We start from the raw sequence: 26,449 nt of genomic DNA, 5'->3' as shown, positions 1-26,449 counted from the left end.
CGACCAGGCGACCTGGCAGCTGGATGCGCCGCTGGGGCCCTCGCTCACCGGTCTCGCCCGCCGGCTGGGGATCGAGGACGACCTCGGTCCGGTGGTCGATGGCGAGTACGCGACGGGCCTGCCGCTCGGCCTCGTTTGAGAATTATTATCAAATTGGCCTAGGGTCGTCGGCATGTGGGCACGAGGCGACTACACGCAGGTGGGGGAGCGGCTGCTGCCGATGGGGGCGGCGCTGCTGGATGCGTGCGAACGTGCGGTCGGTGGGCTGACCGCCACGCGTCTCGTGGACGCCGCCTGCGGGGTGGGCAACGTCGCCCTGCAGGCGGCGGCCCGCGGCGCCACCGTCACCGGTGTCGACCTCACACCCGAGCTGCTGGCGCTCGCCGCCGATCGCGCGGATCGCGCCGGCCACCAGATCGACTGGGTGGCAGGGGATCTCGCGGACCCGGCGACGGCCGACCGCGCCACGTCACGGGGGCCCGCCGACGTGGTCGCGTCGTGCGCCGGCCACGCCTTCGTGCCCGACACCGCGGCCTGCACGGCCGCCATCGCGCAGATGCTCCGCTCCGGCGGGCTGTTCGCCTACACCGCCTGGGAGCGGTGGCCGGACGACCCCTTCGGCCGCCCCCTGGCCCCCTACGTGTCGGTGTGCTCCCCGGAGCGTATGCCGTTCGCCTGGGCGGACGAGCAGGTCGCCGAGTCTCGGCTGGCCCCCTTCTTCGACGACGTCCGGGTCGAGCACCGGCGCCACGACTGGGAGTTCGCGTCGGCGCGCGGTGCGGCGGACTGGGTCCTGCACGTGTCGCCGCTGCACGTGGCCGTCGTGGAGGGGCTGGCGCCCGCCGAGCGGGCCGCCCTGCGGGGTCGCTTCGTCGATGCCGTCACCGAGCACCTCGACGGTGACGGTGCGGTGCGGTGGAGCACGCCATACGTGCTGGTGACCGCCCGCCGGCGGTGAGGGGAGCGGTAGCGTCCGCTCGGCCGTGGCCGCGAGGGCGGCGCCTGGCACGGTCTGTCGGTGGTCTGTGATGGGGTGGGCCCGTGAACGAATCCTCCTCGTGGCGCACGCCCCTCGACCCGCCACCGCAGGCCGGTCGCGCCGCCTCCGACCAGCTCGACGCGGGCAAGCACCAGCGGCCGGGCATCGACCTCGGCAAGCCCGTCGAGGTGCCCTGGGCCGACCGGCACGGCACGGGCCTGTGCCTGTCGGGCGGCGGCTTCCGGGCTGCCATGTTCCACCTCGGGTCGACGCGGCGGCTGGACGAGCTGGGCATCCTCGGGCGCCTTCGCACCGTGTCCGGGGTGTCCGGGGGCTCGATCATCGCCAACCTGCTGTGCGACCCGCGGCTCGGGTGGCCGAGCGGGGCCGGCGGGGACGGCGGGGCCACGCGCATCGAGGGCTTCGAGGAGCTGGTGGCCGGGCCGGCGCGCCGGCTGGCCTCGACCAACGTGCGCACGCCCGCGCTGCTGAGTCGGCTGCGGCCCGACCGGTGGCTGGTCCAGGACGGGGCCGTGCGCGCCATGGCCGACGGGTTCGCGCGCGAGATCGACTGGTGGGCAACGCCGCTGCGTGACCTGGGGGTCGTCGGCGCCTCGACGGTGACGGGGGCGACCGATGTGGCCTACGGCGTGGACTGGCGGTTCTACGACCCCACCGCGGTGCGCCCGGCGGGCTGGATGGGCGACTACCGGCTCGGCTTCGGCCCGCCCCCGCCCTGGTTGCGGGTGGCGGACGTGGTGGCGACGTCCTGCGCGTTCCCGCCCGTCTTCGGGCCGTGGCGCCTCGACGGGCGCGGGCTCGACCTGCGCGGCGGGGTGGCGGGGCGCGAGGCGGCCGAGACCCGCGACGCGATCCGCCGCAGCATCCCGCTGTCCGACGGCGGCGTCTACGACAACCTCGGGCTCGAGCCGGTGTGGAAGGACCACGCCGCCGTCCTCGTCTCGGACGGCGGCGGCGTCTTCCGCGCCCGCACGACCCGCACCCCGCTCGGCCAGATGCTGCGCACCATGTCCATCGCGTCGGACGGGGGCACCTCGGTGCGGCTGCGGTGGCTGCACTCCTCGATGAGCGCGGGCGAGCTCGCCGGCGCCACCTGGGCGCTGGACGAGGTCGTGGGCTATCCACCCGACGTGGTCGAGCTCGTCAACGCGATCCGCACCGACCTCGACGCGTTCACGCCGGGGGAGCAGATGGTGCTCGAGCGGCACGGCTACCTCGTGACCGACGCTCTGGTGCGCGAGCACTCGCCCGATCTGATCGCCGTGGACGCAGCGCTGGACCCGCCCCACCCCGAGGTGGCCGACCCCGAGGTGGCTCGGCGACTGCTGCGCGACTCCGACCGCCGCACGGTGCTCGGCCGTTGGCGCAGCGGCTGATCGTCGGGCTGAGCGGCAGGCCGGGGCTCGCTGCTGCCGAGCAGGGCCCGCGCGGCGACCCGGTGTGCAGGGTGCGCGCTGGGAGCGCGGGGGTGGCGCGCGCCGCAGCCGGATCCACCACGTCCAGCGCGGTCAGAAGGGGTAGGTCGCGATCCGGCTCTGCAGGGTCACCCACTGCAGGTGGCAGAAGGTCTCGAGGTTGGCCCGGGCGCCGCCGAAGTGGCCGCCGCTGCCGGAGGCCTTGACCCCGCCGAAGGGGATCACCGCCTCGTCGTCGACGGTCTGGTCGTTGATGTGCAGCATGCCGGTCTCGATGCGGTCGGAGAGCTCGTATGCCGCCAGCGCGTCACCCGTGAGGACGCCCACCGACAGGCCGTACTCGCTGGCGTTGATCAGGTCGATCGCCTCGTGCACGGACTCGTAGGTCGTGATCGGGGCGACCGGGCCGAAGATCTCGTCGGTGAAAGCCGGGCTCTGCGCCGCCACCCCCGACAGGACGGTGGGGCGGTAGAAAAGCCCGTCGTAGGTGCCGCCGGCGTCCAGCCGCGCGCCGGCGTCGACGGCGCGCGTGACCACGTCGTGCACGCGGTGTCGCGCTGGCGCTCGTCGATGATCGGCCCCAGCGCGTTGGCCGGGTCGGTCGGGTCGCCGACGGTCAGCCGCTCGGCGCGGGTGGCGAGGGCCCGGGCGTAGTCCTCGGCCAGGGACGCGGGCACGAGGTGCCGCCCGGTCGTCATGCAGATCTGGCCCTGGTGCAGGAAGGACCCCCACGCGCCGGCCGAGGCGGCGGCCTCGACGTCGGCGTCGGGCAGCACCAGCAGGGCGTTGTTGCCGCCCAGCTCGAGGTGCACCTGCTTGAGCAGGCCGCCCGCGGTCGCGCCGATCCGGCGGCCCACGGCCGTGGAGCCGGTGAACGACAGGCACGGCACGTCCGGGTGCGCCACGAGGGCCTCCCCGAGGTCGCCACCGCCGGGCAGCACGTGCAGCACGCCCGCCGGGAGACCGGCGTCGGCGAAGAGCTGGGCGAGCGCCATACCGCCCGCGACCGTGGTGCGCGGGTCGGGCTTGAGGACCACGGCGTTGCCGAGGGCCAGGGCGGGCGCGACCGAGCGCATCGACAGGATCGCCGGGAAGTTGAACGGTGACACGACCCCGACGACGCCGTAGGGGACGTAGCGCGCGATCGACAGGCGGGGCTTGGCCGAGCGCAGCACGTCGCCGTAGGGCGCCGCGGCCGTCGCGGCGGCCTCCTGGAGCTCGGCGACGACGAGCCCGACCTCGAAGGCCGCCTTGCCCTGACCCGACCCCGCCTCGCGCACCAGCCACGGCGCGAGCCCGTCCGGCGCCGCCTCGAGGAGCTGAGCGGCCTTGTGCATCACGGCGGCTCGCGCGGGATAGGGCTGCGCCGCCCACTCGCGCTGGGCGTCCCGGGCCTGCTCGACGGCACGGTCGAGGTCCTCGGTGGTGGCGGTCCCGACCTGCCCGAGGGTCTCGCCGGTCGCCTTGTCGGTCACGTCGGCGGGTCGGCCGGAGCCGTCGACCCAGCCGCCGGACCAGACCTTGCCCTCCCAGGGCGTCGTCGCGCTCGTCATCGTCCTTTCATCCTCCGATGGGGTGGTTGGGCCAGCCGGTGTAGCACTCGGCGACGTAGGCGCGGCCCTGCTTGGTCGAGGTCACGGTCTCGAGCTCGCCCATCTGGCGGCGCACGTCGAAGGCGTCCGCACCGGGCGGCGTGTGCAGCATCTGGGTCATCCAGTAGGAGAAGTTCTGCGAGCGCCATACGCGCGCGAGGGCCCGCGGGCCGTAGGTCTCGAGCACCCCGACGTCCTGGGTGTGGAGGGCCTGCTCGAGCACCTCCGCCAGCACCTTGACGTCGGCCAGGGCGAGGTTGAGGCCCTTGGCGCCGGTGGGCGGCACGGTGTGCGCGGCGTCCCCGGCCAGCACGAGCCGGCCGTGGCTCATCGGCTCCTGCACGAAGGAGCGGAAGTTGAGGCGGGCCCGCTCGAAGATCGGGCCGGTCCTGAGCTCGAAGCCGTCCCCGGCGACGCGCGCCTGCAGCTCCGACCAGATCTGGTCCTCGCTCCAGGCGTGCACGTCCTCGTCGGGCTCGCACTGGAGGTACATGCGCTGGATGCTGTCGGTGCGCTGGCTGATCAGGGCGAAGCCGCGGCCGGACTGGGCATAGATGAGCTCGGGGGCGCTCATCGGCGCCTCGCACAGGATCCCGAACCACGCGAAGGGGTACTCCTTGCCGTAGACGCGTCGGCGGGTCTCGGGCACCAGCCGTCGGCACTCGCTGCGCGACCCGTCTGCCCCGACGACATAGGTCGCCCGCAGCTCGTGACGCTCACCGCTTGCGTCCGTGAAGCGCACCGTGGGACAGTCCGTCTCGACGCCGTCGACCTCCACCTCGGTGACCCCGAAGCGCACGTCCCCGCCGTCGCGCTCCCGAGCGTCCGCGAGGTCGATGAAGACGTCCGTCTGCGGATAGAGCCAGACCGAGGCGCCCACGAGCTCCTGGAAGTCGATGCGGTGCCCCTGGCCGTGCAGCCGCAGCTCGACCCCTTCGTGCTCGTAGCCGTCGCGCAGGATCCGGTCGGAGACCCCGTCGAGGAGCATCCGCGCGCTGTCCGCCTCGAGGATCCCCGCACGGTGGGTGGTCTCGATGTCCTGGCGGGTGCGGGTGTCGATCGCCACGGACTCGATCCCGCGCTGGGCGAGCAGGTGGGAGAGCATGAGCCCGGCGGGTCCTGCCCCGACGATCGCGACGGGCGTGGTGCTGACGGTCATGACGAGCCTCCTTGCTGGTCGTGGGTGCAGTCTGTCACCGGGCGCCGAGGAGCGCCCGCGAGACGACGATCCGCTGGATCTGGTTGGTCCCCTCGTAGATCTGGGTGATCTTGGCGTCGCGCATCATCCGCTCGACGGGGAAGTCCGCGGTGTAGCCCGCCCCGCCCAGCACCTGGACCGCGTCGACGGTGATGGCCATGGCCGCGTCCGAGGCGAAGCACTTGGCGGTGGCGCCCGCGACGCTCATGTCGGGGCCGGCGGCCTCGGCCTCCTCCGCGGCGGCGTAGGTCAGCAGGCGCGCGGCGCGCAGCCGCATCTCCATGTCGGCGAGCATGAAGGCCACGCCTTGGAACTCGCCGATCGGTCGACCGAACTGGCGGCGCTCGCGGGCGTAGCGGACGGCCACGTCGAGCGCGCCCTGGGCCACGCCGACGGCCTGCGCGGCGACGATCGCGCGGGTGCGGTCCAGCGTCCCGAGGGCCAGCCGCAGCCCCTGCCCCTCCTCGCCGACGATCCGGTCGGCGGGGATGCGGACGTCGCGCATCACGACCTCGCGGGTGGGGGAGCCCTTGAGCCCCATCTTGCGCTCCAGGCCACCGAGCTCGATGCCCTCGTCCGTGGCCTCCAGGACGAAGGCCGAGATGCCGCGCGCCCCCGCCTGCGGGTCGGTGACCGCGAAGACGACGTAGAGCCCCGCCTCGCCCGCGTTGGTGATCCAGCGCTTGGTGCCCTTGAGGACGTAGTGGTCGCCCTCGCGCCGGGCCCGCGTCGTCATCGCGGCGACGTCGCTGCCGGCCTCGGGCTCGGACAGCGCGAACGCCCCGAGGCACTCGCCCGCGGCGATCCGCGTCAGGTAGCGCTGCTTGACCTCCTCGGACCCGCCGAGCAGCAGCGGCCAGGTGAACAGCTCGTTGCCCCCGATGACCTGCTGGGTCGTGGTGCACGCCCGGGCGATCTCCTCGGCCACGACCGCGGACCCGAGCAGGCTCGCACCCTGACCGCCATACTGCTCGGGAATCCCGATGGCGTGCAGCCCTGCTCGCGTGAGCGCCTCGACCGACTCGCGGGGGAAGCGCCCCTCGGCGTCCACCGCTGCGGCGTGCGGCGCGACCTGCTCGGTCGCGATCTCGCGGGCCAGGGCCCGCAGCTCCTCGTGGTCCTCGTCCAACCGGAACATCGTTGTCCTCCAGGGGGATCGGCGGTATGACGGAAGCGGGGTCGCCGGGTCAGCGCAGACCGAGCAGCCGGGCGGCGTTGTCCTTGAGGATCCCCGGCATGACCTCCGGCTTGAGGCCGAGCTGCTCGGCGTCGGCGATCCACCGCTCGGGCGAGATCAGGGGGTAGTCGCTGCCGAACAGCACCTTGCGGCGCAGCATGCCGCCGGCCGCCTTGACCAGCTCGGGCGGGAAGTAGCGCGGCGACCAGCCCGACAGGTCGATGTGGACGTTGGCCTTGTGGGTGGCCATCGAGATCGCCTCGGCCTGCCAGGGCACGGACGGGTGCGCCAGGATCACCTGCAGCGCAGGGAAGTCCGCGGCGACGTCGTCGAGCAGGATCGGGTTGGAGTAGCGCAGCTTGATGCCGCGGCCGCCGGGCAGCCCGGCGCCGATGCCGTTCTGCCCGGTGTGGAACAGCGCGGGCACGCCGAGCTCCTCGATGGCCTCCCACAAGGGGTAGAACGCCTCGTGGTCGGGGGAGAAGCCCTGCAGCGACGGGTGGAACTTGAAGCCCCGCGCCCCGTGCTCGCGGACCAGCCGTCGCGCGAGGTCCACGGCGGCCGCGCCCTGGAGCGGGTCGACCGAGCCGAAGGGGATGAGCACGTCGGGGTGATGCGCGGCGCGGTCGCAGAGCTCCACGCTCGAGATCCCCGGGTGGCCGAGGTTGGTCGTGGCGTCGACGGTGAACACCACGGCGGCCATGGCGTGCTCGCGATAGCGGTCGGCGAGGAACTCGACCGTGGGGGTGCGGTTGTCCGACGAGCGGAAGTACGCCGCCGAGGCGTCCATCAGCTCCTGGTCGAGCGACAGGCAACCGTGCCCGTCGGACTCGACGTGGACGTGCACGTCGATCGCGGTGATCGTGTCGAGGTCGATGCTGAGCTCAGTCATGGTGGCCCCACTGCTCCTTCACGCGGTTCTTGACGAGCTTGCCGGAGGCGTTGTGCGGCAGCTCCTCGATGATGACGACCGACTTGGGGATCTTGTAGCGCGCGAGCCGGCCGTCCAGGTGCGCGAGCAGCTCTGCCTCCGAGGCGGACTGGCCGGCGCGGAGGCTGACGACCGCTCGACCGACCTCGCCCCAGTGCGCGTCGGGCACCCCGATGACGGCGACCTCCGCGACGGCGGGGTGGGTGTAGATCGCCTGTTCCACCTCGGCGGGATAGATGTTCTCCCCGCCCGAGATGATCATGTCCTTGAGCCGGTCGACGATGCGCAGGTAGCCGTCGTCGTCCATCGTCCCGAGGTCGCCGGTGCGCAGCCAGCCCTCGTCGACGAAGGTCTCGGCGGTGGCGTCGTCGCGCTGCCAGTAGCCCGGGGTGACGTTGGGTCCCTGCACGAGGACCTCGCCGGGGGTGCCGGTCTCGGCGTCCTCGAGGGTCGGCGTCACGACCCGCACGTCGCTGAAGAAGCACGGCGTGCCGGCGGAACCGATGCGGGTGACGCCCTCGTGGGCGCGCAGCATCGTCGCGCCGGGGGAGGACTCGGTCAGCCCGTAGCCCTGGATGATCATGAGCCCGCGGTCGAGGTAGGCCTGCAGCAGCGACTCGGGCAGGGGCGCCCCGCCGGACTGGACGATGCGCAGGCTGGACAGGTCGCGGGTCTCCCACTGCGGGTGGCGCAGGAGCGACAGCAGCATGGTCGTGACGCCGAAGATCCAGGTGATGCCCTCGGTCTCGATCAGCTCGAGCGCCCGGTCGGCGTCCCACGAGGACTCGATGTAGCTCGTGCCGCCCTTGAGGAAGCAGGGGAACATCAGCTGGTTGAGCGCCGCGGTGTGGAACAGCGGCGCGCTGAGCAGGCACCGCTCGTGGGAGGTGAGGTCGAGGTCGACGATCAGGTTGTAGACGTTCCAGGAGATGTTGGCGTGCGTCATCATCACGCCCTTGGGGCGCCCGCTCGTGCCCGACGTGTACTGGATCATGAACAGGTCGTCCAGCGACACCGGCTCGTCCAGCACCTCGTCCGAGCCGCTCTCGAGGACCTCGGCGAACGACGGGTGACCCTCGGCGCCGGCCACGCTCACGGTCAGGACGCCCAGGGAGGCGACGTCCTCGGAGCGGACCATCTGCTCGAAACCCTCGTCCCACACCAGGACTCGCGGAGCCGAGTCCTGCAGGACGAAGGCCGTCTCGGGAGGGGCCAGCCGCGTGTTGAGCGGCACGGTGACCGCGCCGAGCTTGGCCGTGGCCAGCATGGTCAGGACCAGCTCGACGGAGTTCAGCCCGAGATAGGCGACCCGGTCACCGCGCACGACGCCCAGGGCGCGCAGCCCGTTGGCAAGGCGGTTGGAGCGGTCCTGGACCTGGCCGTATGTCGTCCGCACGCCCCGATGGACGAAGGCGACCTGGTCGGGCGACATCCGGGCACGACGACGCGCCCAGGAGCCCATGCCGGCGTCACGCATGCGAGCCCCCTTGTCCTGCAGCTGATCCGGTGTCGGCGGGCGCGTCGATGCCCGACGCGGCCTTGAGGGCGAGCAGGGCCTGCAGCGCCTCGTCGCGGCGGCGGGTCACCTCGTCGAGGTCCTGGCCGGCCATCGCGTCGTCCGTCTGGGCGGCGATGGTGCGGCACAGCTCGGGGGTGAGCTCGGGCTGCCCCAGGTCGGCCCACCAGTCCAGCATCGGTGGCCCGAGGTGCTCGAGCACGTGGCCGATCCCGCCCGGCCCGCCCGACAGGTGCTGGGTGGCGAAGGGGCCGTAGAGCGCCCACCGCAGCCCGGGCCCGGAGGCGATGGCCGTGTCCACGTCCGCGACGGTGACGACGCCTCGGGCGACGAGGTCGTAGGCCTCGCGCCACAGCGCCGCCTGGAGTCGGTTGGTGACGTGGCCGGGCAGCTCGGCGTTGATGCGGATCGGGTGCTTGCCGAGGTGGGCGAAGGTCGCCATGGCCGCGTCGACCGCAGCCGCGTCCGTCCTTGAGCCACCGACGATCTCGATCAGCGGCACCAGGTGCGGCGGGTTGAACGGGTGGGCCACGAGCACGCGCTCGGGGTGGTGCGTGCACGCGTCCTGGAAGGAGCTGGGGGTCAGCCCGGACGAGCTGCTGGTGAGGAGCACGTCGGGCCGGGCCGCGGCGTCGGCCGCGGCGAAGATCTCGCGCTTGACGTCGAGCCGCTCGGGCCCGGCCTCGATGACCAGGTCGGCGTCGCGGACGGCCTCGGCCACCTCCCGCACGAGCGTGAGATCGCCTGCCCTGCCGCCGGTCTCGCGTGGCGGGAGCTGCTCGCGCTGGCGGTCGACGGTGCTGCGCAGGCGCTCCTCGGCGTCCGGCGCGGGGTCGGCGACGACGACGTCCAGGCCGCGGGCGGTGGCCAGGGTGGCCCAGGCCGCGCCGATGGCGCCGGCGCCGACGACGGCGACGCGCGTGATGGCGTCGGGAGCGACATACGGGCTCATCGGTCCTCCTCCGGGTCGGTGGCGCGGCGCGAGTCGGCCAGCGCCACGACGGGATCCAGCGAGGTCGGCACCGCGAGGGCGTCGCGGCTGGCGACCTGCTCCAGGGACTGCCCCTGCAGGATCCGCTTGACGGGGAGCTCGAGCTTCTTGCCGGTGAGATTGCGCGGTATGACGGGAAGCTGGAGGACCTCGTCGGGGACATGCCTGGGGGACAAGGCAGTTCGCAACGCCCGGGCGACGGTGCCGCGCAGCGCGTCGTCGAGGTCGACCCCGTCCGAGAGGCTCACGAGCAGCAGCAGGTGCCCGTTGCCGCCCTCGGGGTCCTCCAGGTGCACGACCAGGGAGTCGGCGACGCCGGGGAGCGCCTCGACGACCCGGTAGAACTCGGCGGTGCCGAGGCGGACGCCACCACGGTTGAGGGTGGCGTCCGAGCGGCCGGCCACATGGCAGGAACCGTTGTCGGCGAACACGATCCAGTCGCCGTGCCGCCACACGCCCGGGTAGTGGTCGAAGTAGGTCGAGCGCAGGCGCTCGCCGTCGTCGTCGCCCCAGAACCCGACCGGCATGGACGGCATGGGGGAGGTGACGACCAGCTCGCCGAGCTCGCCGACGAGCTCCTCGCCGGTCTCGGACCGGGCGTGGACGTCGGCGCCGAGGCAGCGCGCGGAGATCTCGCCGGCCCACACGGGCACGAGCGGGGAGTTCTGCACGAGGCCGGAGCACACGTCGGTGCCGCCGGAGCCCACGTTGAGCTGCACGTCGGGGCCGAGCTGCTCGGCGACCCAGGCGTAGCCCTCGGGCGGCAGCGGCGCGCCGGCGGAGCCGATCACGCGCAGCGACAGGCGATCTCGGCGGTCACGCAGGTCGACGCCCTCCTTGCGGCAGGCCATCAGGTAGCCGGGGCTGGCGCCCATGATCGTGGCGCCGGTCTCCTCAGCGAGCCGCCACTGCCACTCCAGGTCGGGCCACAGAGGGTTGCCGTCGATCATCACGATCCCGGCGCGCACGAGCAGCGAGCTGATGAGGGCGTTCCACATCATCCAGGCCGTCGTGGAGAACCACAGCATCCGGTCGCCGGGGCGCATGTCCCAGGAGAACGCGTGGTTCTTGAGGTGCTCCAGCAGGATGCCGCCGTGCCCGTGCACGATGGCCTTGGGCTGCCCGGTGGTGCCCGAGGAGAAGAGCACGACGAGCGGGTGGTCGAAGGCGACGGCCTCGGTCGGCACCTGCGCGAGTCCGTCGACGCGCTCGGGCTCCGGTGCGGCGTCGAGCAGCTCGCGCCAGGACAGGGCGTCCTCGACGCGCCACGGGCCGTACTCCAGGTCGACGACGTGCTGCACCGTCGGCAGGGCGGCGCGGATCTCGGCGACCTCGGCGGACCGGTCGACGTCCTTGCTGCCATAGCGGTAGCCGCCGACGACGAGCAGGACGGTGGGGTCGACCTGGGCGAACCGGTCGATGACCGCCCGGGGCCCGAACTCGGTGGCGCAGCTCGCCCAGATGGCGCCGAGGCTCGCCGTCGCGAGGAAGGCGACGAGCGACTCGGGGACGTTGGGCACGTAGCCGACGACCCGGTCACCGCGGCGGACGCCCAGTCGTTGCAGGGCGTCCCGCGCTGCTGCGACCTGCTCCCGCAGCTCGCCGAAGGTCAGGTCGACGTCCTCGCGGGTCTGCGAACGCCCCATGACCGCAACCGTGCTCGCGTCCTCGGGTCGGCCCAGCGCGTGGTCGACATAGCTGAGCGTCGCACCGGGGAACCACTCGGCGCCGGGCATCTCGCGTCGTCCAAGGACCTCGCGGTGCGGCATACGGGCCTGGACCTCGAAGTAGTCCCACACCGATCCCCAGAAGCCGTCGAGGTCGGTGACCGACCAGCGCCACAGCTCGTCGTGCGTGGTGAAGCGGTGGCCGCGCTCGCGGGCCAGCCAGGTGAGGTACTGCCCGACCTGGCTGGTGTCGAGGACGTCGACCGGTGGCGTCCAGACGATGTCGCCCTGCTGGACGGGGGTGCCGGGGTCCCAGGTGCGCCAGGTCATCGCGCGTCCTCGGTGACCTTGGCGGCGCGGCCCTCGAGGAAGTCGCGCATGCGGCCCTTGGCGTCGTCGGTGCCCTGCGCGATCGCGGCCATGAGCGACTCCATCAGGTAGCCCTCGCGCGGGTTGGCCTCCGCGATCCGCGGAAGTGCCTGCACCACGGCGAAGTTCGTCTGCGGCGCGTTGTCCGCGATGCGCGCGGCGAGGCCCAGCGCGTGGTCCAGGCCGACGCCGTCGTCGACGAGGTACTGCGCGAAGCCCACCGCGTGGCCCTCGACCGCGTCGTAGCGGCGCCCGGTCAGCATCATGTCGACCATGCGGTGCGCGCCGACCAGGCGGGGGACCCGCACGGAGCCGCCGCCACCCACGAAGAGCCCGCGCTGGCCCTCGGGGAGGGCGTAGAAGGTGGAGCGCTCGGCGACGCGCACGTGGGTGGCCGAGGCGAGCTCGAGGCCGCCACCGACGACCGCGCCCTTGAGCACGGACACGACGGGGACGAGCGAGCCCTCGATGGTGTCGAAGGCGCGGTGCCACATGCGCGAGTGGGCGACACCCGCCAGCGTGTCGCGCTCGGCCATCTCGGCGAGGTCCAGGCCGGCGCAGAAGTGGTCGCCCTCGGCGTCCAGCACGATCGCGCGGACCTCGGGGGCCAGGTTGGTGAAGATGCGCTCCAGGCCGAGGATGGTGCGGTCGGACAGGGCGTTCCGCTTGGCGGGGCGGCTCAGGGTGATGATGCCGACGGCACCCTCCCGACGCAGCGACAGGGTCTCTGGGAACTCGCAACCGTCGTGCACGACACCGGAACTCATGGGATCTCCCCGTTCGTCGCTGAATAGCAGGTTTCCTGATACTGACATGACGGCCAGGCGGCGCGCAAGGGTGCGGCGGTGAATTCTGCGCTCCGTGATGAGGTTGAATGGCGGGGTGACTCACCGTGATCGCTCGCCGGCCCCGTCGCTGCTGTACGTCGTCAAGCAGCTCGAGCTCGTCACGCGCGCGCACCTGGACGCGATCGTCCGTGAGTCCGGTGTCACGGCACTGCAGTACACCGCGCTGACGGTGCTCGAGCGGCGGGAGGGCATGACCTCCGCCGACCTCGCCCGCCACTCCTTCGTGCGGGCTCAGTCGGCCGCCGACCTGGTGGGAGGGCTCGAGCGTCGTGGTCTCATCCGGCGCGACCCGGACCCGACCAACCGGCGCCGCCGCCTGATCAGCCTCACCGAGGACGGCCGCGCCCTGCTGCGGCGCCAGGCCGAGCCCGTGGCCGAGCTCGAGGCGCACATGGTCAAGGACCTCGACCCGGACCAGCGCGAGAGCTTCACCGAGGCGCTGCAGATGTGCCGCGCCGCCCTGAGCGACCTTCCCATGGACGGCGACTGACCCGCCGCGCCCATCGTCCCGCGGGGCGGAAGTGGGGTTTCGCCCGCGCGCTGACGCATGTACACAGGATTCCTGTCATGCGACGCTGACGTCGCGGACCCACCCCCCAGGAGTCGACATGTCCTCGCGCACCCTCCGCCCCTCCCGAGTCACGACCGTCGCGGCTGCCCTGGCTGCCGTCGGCGCCCTGGCCGTCCCCGTGGCACCCGCGGTCGCCGCCGGGTCGCCCCGCAGCACCCAGCCTCGCAGCACCGAGCCCCGCGCCACCGAGCCCCGTGCCACCGAGCCGCGTCACGAGCAGGGCACCCTGCCCGACGGCTCCACCTGGGACATCGCGGTCCCGGCCGGCTGGAACGGCGACGTCATCCTGTTCAGCCACGGGTTCCGCACCGGCGCGGTCAACCCCACCGTGGACGCCGGGTTCGCCCCCACCTCGGCGGCCCTGCAGGCACGCGGGTATGCCGTGGCGCAGTCGTCATACGCCCGGACCGGATGGGCGCTCGGCAGCGCCGTCGACGACCAGCTGGGCGTGCTCGCCGAGTTCAAGGCGCGCATCGGCGAGCCGCGTCGCACGCTGGCCTTCGGCCGGTCCATGGGAGGGCTGGTGAGCAGCCTGCTGGCGGAGCGTCGCGACGCTGACGTCGACGCGGCGATCAGCACCTGCGGACTGCTCGGTGGCGGGCTCAACCTCAACAACTACCAGCTCGACGGGCAGCAGGCCGTCGCCTCCCTGCTGCTGCCCGGCGAGGACGTGCGGCTCACGAAGTTCGCGTCCGTGGAGGAGGCGGCGGCCAGCGCCCAGCGGCTGGTCGACGCCGTCAAGGCGGCTCAGGCCACCCCGCAGGGACGCGCCCGGATCGCGCTCGCCGCATCCCTGATGAACATGCCGACGTGGGCGACGGGTGCGACCCCGCCCAAGGCGCGTGACGCCGTGGCGATCGAGCAGGCGCAGTACACCTACCTGATCGGGTCGCTGACGATGATGATGACGCGACGCGTCGACATCCAGGAGGTCTCGGGCGGGGACAGCGGGTGGAACAAGGGGGTCGACTATGCCCGGCTCCTGCGCCGCAGCGACCAGGCGGGCAACGTGGCCCGGCTCTATCGCTCGGCGGGCCTCGACCTCAAGCAGGACCTGCGGCAGATCACCAGCGACGCCGACGTGACGGCCGATCCCGCGGCGGTGACCTGGCTGAAGCGCACGTCGGCCCCGACCGGACGGCTGCGCGTGCCGGTGCTGACGATGCACACGGTGGCGGACCCCGCTGCGCCGGTGGAGTACACGAGCGAGTACGCGACGAAGGTGAAGCGAGCCGGCTCCGGCGCGCTGCTGCGCCAGGCCTACGTGCAGCGCACGGGGCACTGCACGTTCACGCCTGCCGAGAACGTCGCCGCGGTGCAGGCGATGCAGGAACGCCTCGACACCGGTCGATGGACCGGCGCCGTGAGGCCTCGGTCGCTGCAGCGGGTCGCCGAGGCGGCGAACCTGGCCGGCGCAGCCTTCGTGAGCTATCGACCGGGCGCGTTCGTCAACGACCGGGCCGACCGCGACCCCTACGGCCCGCGTCGCTGACGCCGGTGACCTGATCCTCGACGCCCTCGACACCCTCGGCGAGGTCCGACGGTTGCGCGCTCAGACGGAGCGCAGCACCGCCGTGACCTTGCCGAGGATCGTCGCCTGCTTGCCGTCGATCGGCTCGAAGGCCGGGTTGTGCGGGAGCAGCCACGGGTGACCGAGCTTGCGCTTGAAGGTCTTGACCGTGGCCTCGCCGTCGATCATCGCGGCGACGATGTCGCCGTTGTCGGCGTCGGGCTGCTGGCGCACGACGACCCAGTCGCCGTCGCAGATGGCGGCGTCGACCATGGAGTCGCCGACCACCTTGAGCAGGAACAGCTGGCCCTCGCCCACGACCTGGCGGGGGAGCGGGAAGACGTCCTCGACGACCTCCTCCGCCGTGATCGGGACACCGGCGGCGATCCGACCGAGGACCGGCACGTATGACGCCTGCGGCCGCTGGTCGCGCGCACCCGTCACGTCGGTGCTGTCGTCGGCGTCGGTGTGGAACGCCTCGGGAGCCCAGTCCGGGGAGACGACCTCGATGGCTCGGGGGCGGTTGGGGTCGCGGCGCAGCATGCCCTTGCGCTCGAGGGTCTGCAGCTGGTGCGAGACGCTGCTGACGCTGGCGAGACCCACGGCGTCGCCGATCTCGCGGATGCTCGGCGGGTAGCCCCGGCGCTCGACCGTGTCGCGGATGAACTCCAGGATCTTGCGCTGGCGGACGGTGAGGCGCTGCCCGCCGTCGCGCTCCGGCAGGTTGGTGACCTTGGCCATCGTGCTCGCTCCCTCGATGCCGGCAGGGCCCCTGACCTGCAGTGCTGTGCGGTGGAGACACTCGGGGCGGGGGGTGTGTCAGTGGTGCCTGGTTGAGTGTCTCCCGTGGCCACCAAGGCTACCGGGGTCGAAGGCGTGTTTCAAACACTCGTTCGACGCGAGTCTTCACATCAGCCCCGGGGATGCTGTACTTTCGTACAAGCGTTCTATCGAACGGATGAGCGAGCCACCCCGGCTCGTCGAGAAGGAGGACCCAATGAGTGCAGCTGTTGCGTGGGACGACACCATCGCCCCGGCACGTGTGCCCGGCCGTCCCCGACTGCACCTGGTGCCGACCGGCGACGCCGTCCCGGCCCGTGCACCCCGTCGCCTGCGCTTCACGCGGCGCGGGCGGCTCGCGATGACCCTCACCGTGGCCGTGCTCGTCGCCGTCGCGGCGTTCTCCGCCTGGTCGTCGCTGGCCACCGCGGCGCCCGCCGGCACGGCCGCGCACGTCGTGACCGTCGAGGGCGGCCAGAGCCTGTCCGAGATCGCGGCCCGTGAGATGCCCGGCGTCCGCACGGACGACGCCGTCCTGCGCCTCGTCAAGGCCAACCACCTGCAGAACGACCAGATCATGACCGGCCAGACCCTGGTCGTGCCGGCGTCCTGATCGGGCCGATCTCCCTTCCTTTCCGCCGGGAGCAAATCCGTCCGCTGGGACGTTGACGCTCACGAACGGCCCCGACCGATGTTGCGCCAGAGGGCATCCGGGCACGTCGCACGTGCTCGCTGCAAGACCCTCGGCGCCCATCGCCGTCCGGCGGACGCGGTCGCCTGTCGCAGCAGGCGGGCGGGGCCCATGACCTGCGTCGTGGCGGTCACCATCAGGGGGTGGTGACGCCACGGCGCACCTCTTTGCCTCGTGCCTCGTGCCTCGCGCCTCGCGCCTCGGTCAGTCGGTGGTGATGGCGTCCGGCGAGGCGGTCGGCGCGGACCCGTACGTCTGGTGGAGTGCGGCCACGTAGGTGGCGAAGGCGCCGGCCATGTCCAGTGATCCGCCCAACAGGAGCCACTGCGTCTGCAGCCCGTCCATCATGGCCAGGGCGGAGCTTGCGACCTGCTCGGTGGGGGTCTCGGGTGCGACGGTGCCCGTGCGGATGCCTTCGGCCAGGTCGTCCACGATGGCTTGACGGGCCTCGGCGTAGTGCCGCTGAGTCCAGGCGTGGGCCGGGTGGTCGGGGTCCATCGCCTCGCTGGTCACGGTGACGAAGAGCCGGACCAGCTGTGGCCTGGTGCTGTTGAGCAGGGTGAGCCTGCACAGGCGCTCCAGCACCTGCCACCCGGTGGGCGCTGTCGGCTCGAGGGCATCGAGGTCCTCGCGGTCGCGCTGGTCCCGCAGTGCCAGCACCTCGGCGAGCAGGGCTTCCTTGTGGGGGAAGTGGTGCGTCAGCGCGGTGGGGGAGAGGTCGGCGCCCTTGGCGATCTGCGCCAGCGCTGTGGCGCGGAACCCGTGGTTGGCAAAGAGCTCGAGGCTTGCCGCGATGATGCGCGCGCGGGTCGCGGCGCCGTCACCACCTCGGGGGCGTCCCGGGCCACGGCGGACCCGGTCCGTGTCCGTGCTCATAGGCCGACCTTACCCGCGTGTCTGGGCATGGTCACAGACCCCGCGATGTCCGGCTGCGTCCGTGCGACGAGCGTGCTGCCGCCCACGGGCTCCCAAGATCGATCCGTCACCCCTGGTCGATCAGCTCGTTGCGGCTGGTGCGGACATCGATGGGCTCCTCCGGGCCGGGGATCTGCACGGTGTCGGCAATGGGGATCCACGCGCCGCCGTCCACGCTGTACTCCCCGGAGTAGGTCGCCGTGACGTTGATCGCGAACCTGCCGGCCTTGGGGTAGGGGTAGGTCACGTCGCCGCTGGGGTAGGGCCCACCGGTGCTGGACGTCGGCCCCACCGCGCCGCCGTCCCCGAAGTCGTAGAGGTAGCTCTGGCCGACGGGGCGGATGCGCACGGCGTGGCCGAGCAGGTCGACCGTGCTGATCTCCCCGGGCTCGAAACCTGCTGGTTCCCAGGCGATCTGGACATAGGTGGGCAGCGTCACGAGGGTCCGGCCACCCACGGGCTGCACCTCCGCCATCGGCTTCGCGAACGGCGTGGTGTGGAAGGCCTGCACGATCATGGCCTCCGTCAGCACCGGCTGCGGTGGGGCGACCTGCGCCGGTGCCCCCGGCGCGGGTGGGGCCTGCCCCGGCGCGGCTGGAGCCGCCGGGTCCGGCACGAACCCCGGCACAGCGGTCTCCCACTGTCCGGGCCCGTCCTTGGCGACCAGCGGCCGCGTCTCGAACATGAACGTCGGGAACGTGGCCGTGGTTGCGCTACTTCTGGCGTTCCCCGTTGCCGCCCGCTTTGGGCTAGGGGAGGAATTGCCTCCGCCGCTCTGCTCACGAACTGGCGCACGTCCCGGGACTGGACCCTTCGCGACGGTACGTCGCTCAGAGTTTGGCCGAAGCGTCGCCTTCACAGTGATTCCGGTCTTGGTCGATCCCCCGGTGAACTGGGGCTTGGGTGGTGGTGGGCTCGCTTGCAGGAGCAGCGAGGCGCCGAGGCTGACAATCACACCAGGTCCCGAATCTCTGCGACTTTCCAGCCTTCCCCACTGGGCTCGATATGGAAGGCCCGCTTTGCCGTCGTTGGAGTGCCTTCGGGGGGTGTTGTCTTGTTGCCCTGAAGCACGGCGACGGGTGTCTCGACCACCGATACCTGCACGACTGTCTTTCCGGCGGGATCGAGGCTCGACTCGACCTCATCGGCTGACAGGACCGGCTTTGAGTAGCGCGCCTTAGCGGTCTCCAGGTCGCGGGCGCCGCGTTCAAGGTTCGCGCAGGACTTGCAGGTGGGGAGGCTGAGGGCTGAGATCAGGCCGGTCTTGGGGGTCGTCCAGGCGACGTTGACCTGATCGATGAAGTAGCGCGTGAACGCCTCGGCGCCCTCTGGAGTGTGTGCGCGGGCGGCTGCGGGGATGGCGGGGGCGGCGGCGCTGGTGACGGTCGTCGCAGCCGTGGTGGGGGAGCTGATGGACGTGCTCGCTGAGGAGGTCGCCGTGGGGGAGGCGGCGCTGGTGCCCGGCGTGGCCGGTGGCAGCTCGTGGGTGGCGGTGGCTGACCCCTGGCTCGTGCCCGCGGCGCCCGAGCAGCCGGCCAGGGCGCCGGCGGCGATCAGCCCGGCGGCGGTGAGGAGACGTCCGTGTCCACGCATGGCGTCGAGCCTAGACGTGCGGCGACGCCTCCTGCTTCCGTCATACAGGGGTCTGTGGATAACTCAGGATCAGCGGCGGTCGCGGGTCATCACGGACACCGCGTAGACCATGAACCCGGCCGCCACGAACATCAGCAGGCCGCGCACCAGACCCCCGCTGCGGATCATCAGGGCGACCGCGAAGCAGAGCAGGCCGACGACGAGCGGGGTGAGGGCGCGGCGATCCATGGGTCGAGCCTAGACCGTGCGACCACCACCAGATGTTGGAGTCGGGCCGTCGATCGTCTGGCCCTTCGTCACCATCACGCAGAGTGTCGATACCGACACGATGAGTGCAACACGCCGTGTGACCTGGGACAACACGTCAGGTGGGTGACTTGTTTGATCACGAGGCCGTCACGGGCATAAGATCACTACATCTAGTGGTTACACCGGTGTAAGTCATCCACATGTAGTCCCCAGGGTGAAGCCGGTTACCCACAGGTTGTCAACAAGCCATCCACAGCCGCGTCCACAGGCGGCCGCCGATCAGGGGAGGAGCCTAGCCGTGCACTGCCCGTTCTGCCGCAACACCGACAGCCGCGTCATCGACAGCCGCACGACCGACGACGGCTCCGCCATCCGTCGTCGTCGTCAGTGCCCGGCCTGCCAGCGCCGCTTCACCACGGTGGAGTCCGCGAGCCTGACCGTCATCAAGCGGTCCGGCGCCAGCGAGCCGTTCAGCCGCTCCAAGATCCAGGACGGCGTGAGCAAGGCCTGCCAGGGGCGCCCGGTCAGCGAGGACGACCTCGCCAGGCTGGCCCAGCGGGTGGAGGAGACGATCCGCTCGCAGGGTCACGCCGAGATCGACGCCCACGAGGTCGGCCTCGCCATCCTCGGCCCGCTCCGCGAGCTCGACGAGGTGGCCTACCTGCGGTTCGCGAGCGTCTACCAGGCGTTCGACTCGCTCGAGGACTTCGAGGCGGCCATCACCCTCCTCCGGGCGGAGCACCCGCCCACGGGCGAGGAGCCCGCCGCGGTGGGTCCTCCGGGCCCCTCTCGCACGACCTAGCAGGTCACCGGGGGTCTGTCAGTGGTCGCCCACAGACTGCTCGTATGACGACCGGACCCCGCACCACGACATCTCCACCGCCCCGCCGCGCCACCTGACGGGGACCCAGAGGCACGACATACCGCCAGCAATCCACAGGGAACGGAAGGCACAGCACCATGACCGAGACCGTCGGCGCTCGCTCCGCAGCACGCAAGTCGGCCAAGAAGGGCCTCACCATCGAGCGCATCTTCACCACGCCCGGCGTGCACCCCTACGACGACGTGAACTGGGAGAAGCGCGACGTCGTCCAGACGAACTGGAAGACCGGCGAGACGATCTTCGAGCAGCGTGGCGTGGAGTTCCCCGACTTCTGGTCGGTCAACGCCTCCACCATCGTCACGACCAAGTACTTCCGCGGTGCCGTGGGCACGGACAAGCGCGAGCAGGGCCTCAAGCAGCTCATCGACCGCGTCGTCCTGACCTACGCCAAGGCCGGCAAGGACAACGGCTACTTCGCCACGCCCGAGGACGCCGAGGTCTTCGAGCACGAGCTGACCTACGCCCTGGTCCACCAGGTGTTCAGCTTCAACTCCCCGGTGTGGTTCAACGTCGGCACGGCCAGCCCGCAGCAGGTCAGCGCCTGCTTCATCCTGTCCGTCGACGACTCGATGGACTCCATCCTGAACTGGTACAAGGAGGAGGGGTTCATCTTCAAGGGCGGCTCCGGCGCCGGCCTCAACCTCTCCCGCATCCGCTCCTCCAAGGAGCTGCTGTCCTCCGGCGGCACCGCCTCCGGCCCCGTCTCCTTCATGCGCGGCGCCGACGCGTCCGCCGGCACCATCAAGTCCGGCGGCGCCACCCGCCGCGCGGCCAAGATGGTCGTCCTCGACATCGACCACCCCGACATCGAGGAGTTCGTCGAGACCAAGGCGCGCGAGGAGGACAAGATCCGCGCGCTGCGCGACGCCGGCTTCGACATGGACCTCGGTGGCCGCGACATCGTCTCCGTGCAGTACCAGAACGCCAACAACTCGGTCCGCGTCTCGGACGAGTTCATGAAGGCCGTCGAGGAGGGCACCGACTTCGGTCTGCGCGCCCGCATGACCGGCGAGATCATCGAGCGCGTCGACGCCCGCAACCTGATGAAGAAGGTCGCCAAGGCCGCCTGGGAGTGCGCCGACCCGGGCATCCAGTACGACGACACGATCAACGCCTGGCACACCAACCCCGAGACCGGTCGCATCACCGCGTCCAACCCCTGCTCGGAGTACATGTCGCTGGACAACTCCTCCTGCAACCTGGCCTCGCTCAACCTGCTGAAGTTCCTGCGCGACGACGACACCTTCGACGCCGCCACCTTCCAGAAGGTCGCGGAGCTCGTCATCACCGCGATGGACATCTCCATCTGCTTCGCGGACTTCCCGACCGAGTCCATCGGCGAGACCACCCGCGACTACCGCCAGCTCGGCATCGGCTACGCCAACCTCGGCGCCCTGCTGATGGCGACGGGTCACGGCTACGACTCCGACGGCGGCCGCGCGCTCGCCGCCACGATCACCTCGCTGCTCACCGGTGCGTCCTACAAGCGTTCCGCCGAGCTCGCCGCGGTCGTGGGGCCGTATGCCGGCTACGCCCGCAACGCCGAGGCGCACAAGCGCGTCATGGCCCAGCACCGCGACGCCAACGCCCAGGTCAAGACCCTCGACGAGATGGACTCCTCCATCCACGCCCTCGCCACCCAGGCGTGGGACCAGGTCCTGGACCTTGGTGACAAGAACGGCTTCCGCAACGCGCAGGCCTCGGTCCTCGCCCCCACCGGCACCATCGGCTTCATGATGGACTGCGACACCACCGGCATCGAGCCCGACTTCTCGCTGGTCAAGTTCAAGAAGCTCGTCGGTGGCGGCTCCATGCAGATCGTCAACCTGACGATCCCGCGTGCCCTCAAGAAGCTCGGCTACCAGGACGAGTCGATCGAGGCCATCGTCGAGTACATCGCCGAGCACGGCCACGTCGTCGACGCCCCCGGGCTCAAGACCGAGCACTACGAGATCTTCGACTGCGCCATGGGCGCCCGCGCCATCTCCCCGATGGGCCACGTGCGCATGATGGCGGCCTGCCAGCCGTTCCTGTCCGGCGCCATCTCCAAGACGGTCAACCTGCCCGAGTCGGCCACGGTCGAGGAGATCGAGGACGTCTACCTCCAGGGCTGGAAGCTCGGCCTCAAGGCCCTCGCCGTCTACCGCGACAACTGCAAGGTCGGCCAGCCGCTGTCCGTGCAGGAGACCAAGAAGAAGATCGAGGAGCGCGTCGAGGAGAAGGTCGCCGAGCTGGTCGAGTCCGGCGACGCCAAGGTCGTCGAGAAGGTCATCTACCGCCCCACCCGCCGTCGCCTGCCCAAGCGTCGCACCTCGCAGACCACGTCCTTCACGGTCGGTGGCGCCGAGGGCTACCTGACGGCCGGCGCCTACCCCGACGGTGGTCTCGGTGAGCTCTTCCTGAAGTTCGGCAAGCAGGGTTCGACCCTGGCCGGCGTCATGGACGCGTTCTCCATCGCCATCTCGGTGGGCCTGCAGTACGGCGTCCCGCTCGAGACCTACGTCGACAAGTTCACCAACCAGCGCTTCGAGCCGGCCGGCCTCACGGACGACCCGGACGTGCGGATGTCGCAGTCGATCATGGACTACGTCTTCCGTCGCCTGGCCCTGGACTACCTGGACTTCGACACCCGCTCGATGATGGGCATCTACTCCGCGGAGGAGCGTGCTCGCCAGCTCGAGACCGGGTCCTACGAGCCCGTCAGCGACGAGGACGAGGAGGAGTACGACGAGGAGATCCAGCAGGACGTCGCCACCTCCAAGACCCCGCAGGAGAAGGCCCGCGAGGCCGGCGAGCGCTTCGGCTCCTCGTCGCCCCGCCCGGCCGAGGTGAAGTCCGGCGCCGGTGCGGCCGACGCCCGCGAGGTGTCCCGCGAGATCCACTCGTCCGCCGAGCTGATGGAGAAGCTCCAGGGCATGGCCTCCGACGCGCCGATCTGCATGACCTGCGGCACCAAGATGCGTCCCGCCGGCTCCTGCTACGTGTGCGAGGGCTGCGGCAGCACCTCCGGCTGCAGCTGATGACGAGTTGCGCGGAAGTGTCACGCACGAGTTGCGCGGAGTGTCGCGCAGTTGCGTGAGTGACAGTTCTTATCGTTATCGCTTCTCGGAGCGATAACACCGACAAAGTCGTCGCCCCGTGCCCCTTATGGGGGTTCCGGGGCGAAGGCCGTTCAACAACTGAAGAGAAGAAGCAGTAGGCGAAAAAAGCGATGCGCCCGGCTGGAACCGGGCGCATCGTCGGCAGAACTTGGTCTGCGTATTTTCCACGCACATCAGATCACGTTCCTGTCGTTCGCGTCCAGCCAACCGGCGTGTCACGACCATCTCTAACCAAAGGAACGATTCTGATGCCTGACATGGTTTTTGACGCCTTCAAGGCGTTCGACAAGAAGCTCAAGCTTGACCGCGAGGTCACCGATGAGGCGCGGTCTATCGCTGCGACCCTCGAGACGTGCCTCCACGACGCGGGGCTCTGCCAGTCCCGCCTTCTCCAGGGCTCGTTCGGTCGCAAGACCATGCGGCCCCCGCTCAAGGACGTTGACATCGTCATCGTCCTGCCGGACCGTCTCGCCGGCCAGCGCAGCCAGCCCGGCATGTCCGAGTGGGCTATGAACGAGTTCCGCAAGGCCATCGTTGACTCCAAGTTGTTCCCTGGCGTCGCGTTCGACGTTGAGCAGGCGCACGCCCACGCGTTGCAGCTCAGCATCCCGGGCGTCGACTTCACGGTGGACCTCGTCCCTGCTTTCGAGACCGAGAACCCCGACGACGGCTGGCTGTACATCGCCGACCGCGACAAGGACGAGTGGACCAAGCGCTCCGACGTCCGCCGGCTGAGCAACAAGGTCTCCGCGCGGAACCAGCAGTGTGGCGGTGTCTGGGTGAACCAGGTGCGGCAGGCGAAGCACTCGCTGGACCGGGACCCGAAGGTCAAGGAACTGGTCTGCGGGCTGCTGGTGGAATCGCTGGCCTACGAAGCGGTGACCAAGCGCATGCAGCCCCAGGACGCCATGGTCGCCATCTTCACGGCCGCTGTCGACAAGCTTTCGGGGCCGTACGCCGGACTCGCCCAGGACGACCTCACCCGCAAGTGGTCTGGCGCTGACCGCGCCCAGGTCCTGAGGTTTTTCAAGGAGAAGCTGCGCAAGGCAGTCGAGGCGGTGCGTCTGGAGAGCGCCGGTGATCCTGTCGCTGCAGTGCACATCTGGCGGGACGTCTTCGGCGACTTGTTCCCGCAGACCGACGTGACCTTCACCGAGCGTCTGAAGAGCATCCGTCAGGTCGGCGGGGCGGTGACCTCGAGCGGGCTCTTGACCACTGCTGCAGGGAACGCGCGCCCGGCGCGCCCATGGCGCGCCGTCGACGGGAATGAGGTTGCCACCGTGCGGCCGGCCTCCACTCGCCCCCCGGTGCAGGTGTCTGTGTCGATGGAGGACCTGCTGGCGGATCCCGCTGGCGTGGCCTCCAACGTCACCTCGGGCAACGTGATCTGGGGTGCCGCAAACGTCGAGGGACGCCAGCTCAGCAAGGGTCTCGCGGTCAAGCTGGAGCTGGACCTCCTGCCGGTTCCTGAGGCCGCAGCGGAGGGTTACGGGACGGAGCGAGTCCGCGTAGTCGTGACGCGCGAGCGCAAGGTCCTGGTGTACCCGTTGAGTGGGCGCGGTCGGACCTGGCGTCACCGCAACAATGTCGGCCCCGAGATGCTGTGCCTGCAGTACGCCGGCGATGACCCTGCCCTGTTGTGGCTGTGGGAGGACGGGCTGGGGGACCTGTTGACGCGTGTGCGGCTGCACGTGCTGTCGGAGGAGGTGTTCCGTCGCGAAGGTCAGTGGCCCGGAGAAGAACTTCCGCACGGACGCCCGGAGAACGGCGTGGTGTGGCCCGTCAACAGCCAGGCCATGCGGGAGGCCCTCAAGAAGTGGTCCCGATGAACGACATACTCCGCGCGCTGGTCGGAGACGACGGCAAGGGTGCGGGTTGGCTCATCATCACGGCCATCCTGACCAGCGGCGTCGTGAGCGTCCTTGTCACGAAGTTGTTCGAGCGTGGCGCGAAGCGTGACGAGCGCGTTCGTCAGGGCTACGCGGACAGCACGGCAGCCCTCGTGGCGTGGGGCGAGTTCCCGTACCGCGTCGCCCGCCGCACCTCTGACGAACCTGATGTCTGCGCGGCACTGGTTGGGCGCGGGCATAACGCTCAAGAAGCCCTGGCATGTCGGCGAGCATGGGTGGTCGGAGAGTCGGTCGTGATGAGCGAGGTGTACGCGGCCATCACCAGCCAGCTGCGGCCGCACGTCGGCGCGGCGACTCAGGCCGCCTGGCGACGTCCTCCATCGTCGGGTGGTGCAGGCATGGTTCTGTCTGATGGCCAAGCGCTGCCGCAGGTGGACGTGGACCAGTTCGTAGACATGTGGTGCTTGGTCCTGCGATACCGGTACGGCTGGCGTCGATGGCTGTTCCTGCCGGCGTTGCTTCGGTGGCGGTTGCGGCGCCGCGGTGTGCCGTTGGCGCACCCCGCTGCCCTGGCGGCGCCCGGTCGGTCGTCGGCATCTGCGTCCTTGGCAGAGTCGACCACCTGAGAGCTCACCATGGGCTCCCGGTCGCCGCGCGTAGCGGCGACCGGGAGGCTCAGGGCCTTGCGGGCGTGAGGCGATGCGCCGGTATCGGGTTGGCGGGTGCGGCCTCGTCCCTCGTGGTGGGCATCTCGTCGAGCATGAGGCTGTACCGCACGTCTGGGGTGAGCTCCCACTTCGCTGTGGACCCAATCTCTGCAGAGGCGGCGACGATGAGGCCGGCGTTACTCAGCTCTGGCAGGCGCACCTTCTGAGTCTCCATGTTGCTGGCGAGCCGGACGTCCCCGTCGCGGATCTGCCTGAGCAGGCGAGCCTGGGTGATGGTCAGACTCCGTCGCGCGAAGTGGATGTGCCACAGCGCCTTAAGTGTCTGCGGGTCCACCGTGGTCACGGTGCGGGCGATGCGCACGTCGTGGTGAAGGCGGTGAACGCGCAGTCCGGCCGGTCGCAGCGTCGTGTCGAGACCGTCCAGGGCCGCGAGGACACGCGTGAGGTCCCAGTCCAAGGCATCGGCAAGCGCTTCTACGGGGACAAGCACTTTGACGTCTGCCAACAGGGACCCGACCGTCGCGATGTCGCCGTTGCCGCGGCCGGCCGGGGTGCAAGGGGAGGAGGCGTCTTGGTCGTCGAGGAGTTCGACCAGCTCAAGGGCCAGGATGGAGCCGAGCTTGGCGAGCTGGGCAAGGGTGAGGTCCCATCGACGCGGCCAGCTTCGACGCTGCGGACGACGGCGGTGCTGACTCGCAGGTGTGAGGCGACGTCTCGTTCGGACAGGTGGAGCTCGAGTCGCCGGTCCCGGATGTTCAACCATGTTGAGAGCCGCGCAGAGTTCGACCGACCCGCACCGGCGTAGCTCATCAGCATGTGCTGGGGCGAGCCATCAGCTCTTAAGTCCAGCGCCACAGGCCGCAGCAAGTCGCTCTGCCGGAGTAGCCGCTTGCCGGCCGACTTGTTTCCCTACGACCCGTAGGGAAACCGCCCT

The 26,449-nt window shown here is 70.8% G+C and carries 23 protein-coding genes and 1 pseudogene; 9 read left to right on the top strand and 15 right to left on the bottom strand.

Features of this window, described 5'->3' with window-relative positions:
* Positions 1–172: 172 nt before the first annotated feature.
* The gene (locus tag B4K29_RS16175) at positions 173–958 is read left to right on the top strand and encodes a class I SAM-dependent methyltransferase (protein WP_286968141.1); all 786 of its coding nucleotides are present in this window, start codon (positions 173–175) and stop codon (positions 956–958) included.
* 83 nt (positions 959–1,041) lie between these two features.
* Entirely contained in the window at positions 1,042–2,376 is a 1,335-nt protein-coding gene (locus B4K29_RS16170) for a patatin-like phospholipase family protein (RefSeq protein WP_286968140.1), read from the top strand.
* Between the two features lie 132 nt (positions 2,377–2,508).
* Here B4K29_RS16170 and B4K29_RS16165 read toward each other — a convergent pair whose 3' ends face one another.
* The 9 genes and pseudogenes from B4K29_RS16165 to B4K29_RS16125 form a co-directional block, all read right to left on the bottom strand.
* Entirely contained in the window at positions 2,509–2,952 is a 444-nt protein-coding gene (locus tag B4K29_RS16165) for an aldehyde dehydrogenase family protein (protein ID WP_286968139.1), read from the bottom strand.
* An 89-nt stretch (positions 2,953–3,041) separates the two neighbouring features.
* Positions 3,042–3,968: pseudogene (locus tag B4K29_RS16160) on the bottom strand (aldehyde dehydrogenase family protein); the annotation flags it as partial.
* 7 nt (positions 3,969–3,975) lie between these two features.
* Positions 3,976–5,166, bottom strand: coding sequence for a 4-hydroxybenzoate 3-monooxygenase (locus tag B4K29_RS16155; protein WP_029211690.1), 1,191 nt, complete (start codon positions 5,164–5,166; stop codon positions 3,976–3,978).
* A gap of 34 nt (positions 5,167–5,200) precedes the next feature.
* Entirely contained in the window at positions 5,201–6,343 is a 1,143-nt protein-coding gene (locus B4K29_RS16150; protein ID WP_029211689.1) for an acyl-CoA dehydrogenase family protein, read from the bottom strand.
* A gap of 49 nt (positions 6,344–6,392) precedes the next feature.
* Entirely contained in the window at positions 6,393–7,274 is an 882-nt protein-coding gene (locus B4K29_RS16145; RefSeq protein WP_019287082.1) for an amidohydrolase family protein, read from the bottom strand.
* Positions 7,267–8,790: an acyl-CoA synthetase gene (locus B4K29_RS16140; RefSeq protein ID WP_286968138.1), complete on the bottom strand. Its 1,524-nt coding sequence runs from the start codon at positions 8,788–8,790 to the stop codon at positions 7,267–7,269. Before B4K29_RS16140 ends, B4K29_RS16145 begins: the two co-directional genes overlap by 8 nt.
* Positions 8,783–9,781 (bottom strand): 3-hydroxyacyl-CoA dehydrogenase NAD-binding domain-containing protein, encoded by a 999-nt coding sequence (locus B4K29_RS16135; protein ID WP_286968137.1) that lies wholly within the window; start codon positions 9,779–9,781, stop codon positions 8,783–8,785. Before B4K29_RS16135 ends, B4K29_RS16140 begins: the two co-directional genes overlap by 8 nt.
* Positions 9,778–11,817 (bottom strand): acetoacetate--CoA ligase, encoded by a 2,040-nt coding sequence (locus B4K29_RS16130; RefSeq protein WP_286968136.1) that lies wholly within the window; start codon positions 11,815–11,817, stop codon positions 9,778–9,780. The genes B4K29_RS16135 and B4K29_RS16130 overlap by 4 nt, the downstream gene beginning before the upstream one ends.
* Positions 11,814–12,623 carry a crotonase/enoyl-CoA hydratase family protein gene (locus B4K29_RS16125; RefSeq protein ID WP_286968135.1) on the bottom strand — a complete coding sequence of 270 codons (810 nt, stop codon included), beginning with the start codon at positions 12,621–12,623 and terminating at the stop codon, positions 11,814–11,816. Before B4K29_RS16125 ends, B4K29_RS16130 begins: the two co-directional genes overlap by 4 nt.
* A gap of 115 nt (positions 12,624–12,738) precedes the next feature.
* On the opposite strand from B4K29_RS16125, the gene B4K29_RS16120 reads away from it, so the two are divergent.
* Together B4K29_RS16120 and B4K29_RS16115 are read left to right on the top strand one after the other, a co-directional pair.
* On the top strand, positions 12,739–13,194 hold the full coding sequence (locus tag B4K29_RS16120) for a MarR family winged helix-turn-helix transcriptional regulator (RefSeq protein WP_286960872.1): 456 nt from the start codon (positions 12,739–12,741) through the stop codon (positions 13,192–13,194).
* 118 nt (positions 13,195–13,312) lie between these two features.
* The gene (locus B4K29_RS16115; protein WP_286960871.1) at positions 13,313–14,767 is read left to right on the top strand and encodes an alpha/beta hydrolase family protein; all 1,455 of its coding nucleotides are present in this window, start codon (positions 13,313–13,315) and stop codon (positions 14,765–14,767) included.
* Positions 14,768–14,827: 60 nt separating this feature from the next.
* Here B4K29_RS16115 and lexA read toward each other — a convergent pair whose 3' ends face one another.
* Positions 14,828–15,526 carry a transcriptional repressor LexA gene (gene lexA / locus B4K29_RS16110; protein WP_286968134.1) on the bottom strand — a complete coding sequence of 233 codons (699 nt, stop codon included), beginning with the start codon at positions 15,524–15,526 and terminating at the stop codon, positions 14,828–14,830.
* Between the two features lie 256 nt (positions 15,527–15,782).
* Here lexA and B4K29_RS16105 point away from each other — a divergent pair, with 256 nt between their 5' ends.
* Complete coding sequence (locus tag B4K29_RS16105; RefSeq protein ID WP_029211681.1) at positions 15,783–16,178, top strand: LysM peptidoglycan-binding domain-containing protein; 396 nt, start codon at positions 15,783–15,785, stop codon at positions 16,176–16,178.
* A 282-nt stretch (positions 16,179–16,460) separates the two neighbouring features.
* On the opposite strand, the gene B4K29_RS16100 is transcribed toward B4K29_RS16105, so the two are convergent.
* From B4K29_RS16100 to B4K29_RS16085, 4 genes are all read right to left on the bottom strand, one after another.
* Positions 16,461–17,132 (bottom strand): TetR/AcrR family transcriptional regulator, encoded by a 672-nt coding sequence (locus B4K29_RS16100; RefSeq protein ID WP_286968133.1) that lies wholly within the window; start codon positions 17,130–17,132, stop codon positions 16,461–16,463.
* 106 nt (positions 17,133–17,238) lie between these two features.
* Entirely contained in the window at positions 17,239–17,856 is a 618-nt protein-coding gene (locus B4K29_RS16095) for a PKD domain-containing protein (protein WP_286968132.1), read from the bottom strand.
* 266 nt (positions 17,857–18,122) lie between these two features.
* Positions 18,123–18,764, bottom strand: a complete 642-nt coding sequence (locus B4K29_RS16090; protein WP_286968131.1) for a DUF6318 family protein — start codon at positions 18,762–18,764, stop codon at positions 18,123–18,125.
* Positions 18,765–18,833: 69 nt separating this feature from the next.
* Complete coding sequence (locus tag B4K29_RS16085; protein WP_156911335.1) at positions 18,834–18,992, bottom strand: hypothetical protein; 159 nt, start codon at positions 18,990–18,992, stop codon at positions 18,834–18,836.
* A gap of 319 nt (positions 18,993–19,311) precedes the next feature.
* Here B4K29_RS16085 and nrdR point away from each other — a divergent pair, with 319 nt between their 5' ends.
* The 4 genes from nrdR to B4K29_RS16065 all read left to right on the top strand — a co-directional run bounded on the left by nrdR (position 19,312) and on the right by B4K29_RS16065 (position 25,473).
* Positions 19,312–19,815 carry a transcriptional regulator NrdR gene (nrdR, locus tag B4K29_RS16080; protein ID WP_286960864.1) on the top strand — a complete coding sequence of 168 codons (504 nt, stop codon included), beginning with the start codon at positions 19,312–19,314 and terminating at the stop codon, positions 19,813–19,815.
* A 158-nt stretch (positions 19,816–19,973) separates the two neighbouring features.
* On the top strand, positions 19,974–22,916 hold the full coding sequence (locus B4K29_RS16075; protein ID WP_286968130.1) for a vitamin B12-dependent ribonucleotide reductase: 2,943 nt from the start codon (positions 19,974–19,976) through the stop codon (positions 22,914–22,916).
* 329 nt (positions 22,917–23,245) lie between these two features.
* On the top strand, positions 23,246–24,826 hold the full coding sequence (locus tag B4K29_RS16070; protein WP_286968129.1) for a nucleotidyltransferase domain-containing protein: 1,581 nt from the start codon (positions 23,246–23,248) through the stop codon (positions 24,824–24,826).
* On the top strand, positions 24,823–25,473 hold the full coding sequence (locus tag B4K29_RS16065) for a hypothetical protein (protein WP_286968128.1): 651 nt from the start codon (positions 24,823–24,825) through the stop codon (positions 25,471–25,473). The genes B4K29_RS16070 and B4K29_RS16065 overlap by 4 nt, the downstream gene beginning before the upstream one ends.
* A 49-nt stretch (positions 25,474–25,522) precedes the next feature.
* On the opposite strand, the gene B4K29_RS16060 is transcribed toward B4K29_RS16065, so the two are convergent.
* The gene (locus tag B4K29_RS16060) at positions 25,523–26,278 is read right to left on the bottom strand and encodes a hypothetical protein (RefSeq protein WP_286968127.1); all 756 of its coding nucleotides are present in this window, start codon (positions 26,276–26,278) and stop codon (positions 25,523–25,525) included.
* Between the last annotated feature and the right edge of the window lie 171 nt (positions 26,279–26,449).

The sequence above is a fragment of the Arsenicicoccus sp. UBA6765 genome (genome assembly GCF_002453335.1).
In the GTDB taxonomy this organism is placed as follows: Bacteria; Actinomycetota; Actinomycetes; order Actinomycetales; family Dermatophilaceae; genus Arsenicicoccus; species Arsenicicoccus bolidensis.
Note: the sequence above shows the minus strand (reverse complement) of the source record. Positions and strands in the feature narration are given on the sequence as shown.

Excerpts from the sequence above, each read along its gene's own strand:
- B4K29_RS16140 (WP_286968138.1), bottom strand. The coding sequence starts at position 8,790 with ATGCGTGACGCCGGCATGGGCTCCTGGGCGCGTCGTCGTGCCCGGATG.
- B4K29_RS16070 (WP_286968129.1), top strand. The coding sequence starts at position 23,246 with ATGCCTGACATGGTTTTTGACGCCTTCAAGGCGTTCGACAAGAAGCTC.
- B4K29_RS16175 (WP_286968141.1), top strand. The coding sequence starts at position 173 with ATGTGGGCACGAGGCGACTACACGCAGGTGGGGGAGCGGCTGCTGCCG.
- B4K29_RS16085 (WP_156911335.1), bottom strand. The coding sequence starts at position 18,992 with ATGGATCGCCGCGCCCTCACCCCGCTCGTCGTCGGCCTGCTCTGCTTC.
- B4K29_RS16075 (WP_286968130.1), top strand. The coding sequence starts at position 19,974 with ATGACCGAGACCGTCGGCGCTCGCTCCGCAGCACGCAAGTCGGCCAAG.
- B4K29_RS16145 (WP_019287082.1), bottom strand. The coding sequence starts at position 7,274 with ATGACTGAGCTCAGCATCGACCTCGACACGATCACCGCGATCGACGTG.
- B4K29_RS16115 (WP_286960871.1), top strand. The coding sequence starts at position 13,313 with ATGTCCTCGCGCACCCTCCGCCCCTCCCGAGTCACGACCGTCGCGGCT.
- B4K29_RS16135 (WP_286968137.1), bottom strand. The coding sequence starts at position 9,781 with ATGAGCCCGTATGTCGCTCCCGACGCCATCACGCGCGTCGCCGTCGTC.
- B4K29_RS16060 (WP_286968127.1), bottom strand. The coding sequence starts at position 26,278 with ATGGTTGAACATCCGGGACCGGCGACTCGAGCTCCACCTGTCCGAACG.
- lexA (WP_286968134.1), bottom strand. The coding sequence starts at position 15,526 with ATGGCCAAGGTCACCAACCTGCCGGAGCGCGACGGCGGGCAGCGCCTC.
- B4K29_RS16155 (WP_029211690.1), bottom strand. The coding sequence starts at position 5,166 with ATGACCGTCAGCACCACGCCCGTCGCGATCGTCGGGGCAGGACCCGCC.
- B4K29_RS16150 (WP_029211689.1), bottom strand. The coding sequence starts at position 6,343 with ATGTTCCGGTTGGACGAGGACCACGAGGAGCTGCGGGCCCTGGCCCGC.
- B4K29_RS16130 (WP_286968136.1), bottom strand. The coding sequence starts at position 11,817 with ATGACCTGGCGCACCTGGGACCCCGGCACCCCCGTCCAGCAGGGCGAC.
- B4K29_RS16090 (WP_286968131.1), bottom strand. The coding sequence starts at position 18,764 with ATGCGTGGACACGGACGTCTCCTCACCGCCGCCGGGCTGATCGCCGCC.
- B4K29_RS16065 (WP_286968128.1), top strand. The coding sequence starts at position 24,823 with ATGAACGACATACTCCGCGCGCTGGTCGGAGACGACGGCAAGGGTGCG.
- B4K29_RS16095 (WP_286968132.1), bottom strand. The coding sequence starts at position 17,856 with ATGTTCGAGACGCGGCCGCTGGTCGCCAAGGACGGGCCCGGACAGTGG.
- B4K29_RS16105 (WP_029211681.1), top strand. The coding sequence starts at position 15,783 with ATGAGTGCAGCTGTTGCGTGGGACGACACCATCGCCCCGGCACGTGTG.
- B4K29_RS16125 (WP_286968135.1), bottom strand. The coding sequence starts at position 12,623 with ATGAGTTCCGGTGTCGTGCACGACGGTTGCGAGTTCCCAGAGACCCTG.
- B4K29_RS16100 (WP_286968133.1), bottom strand. The coding sequence starts at position 17,132 with ATGAGCACGGACACGGACCGGGTCCGCCGTGGCCCGGGACGCCCCCGA.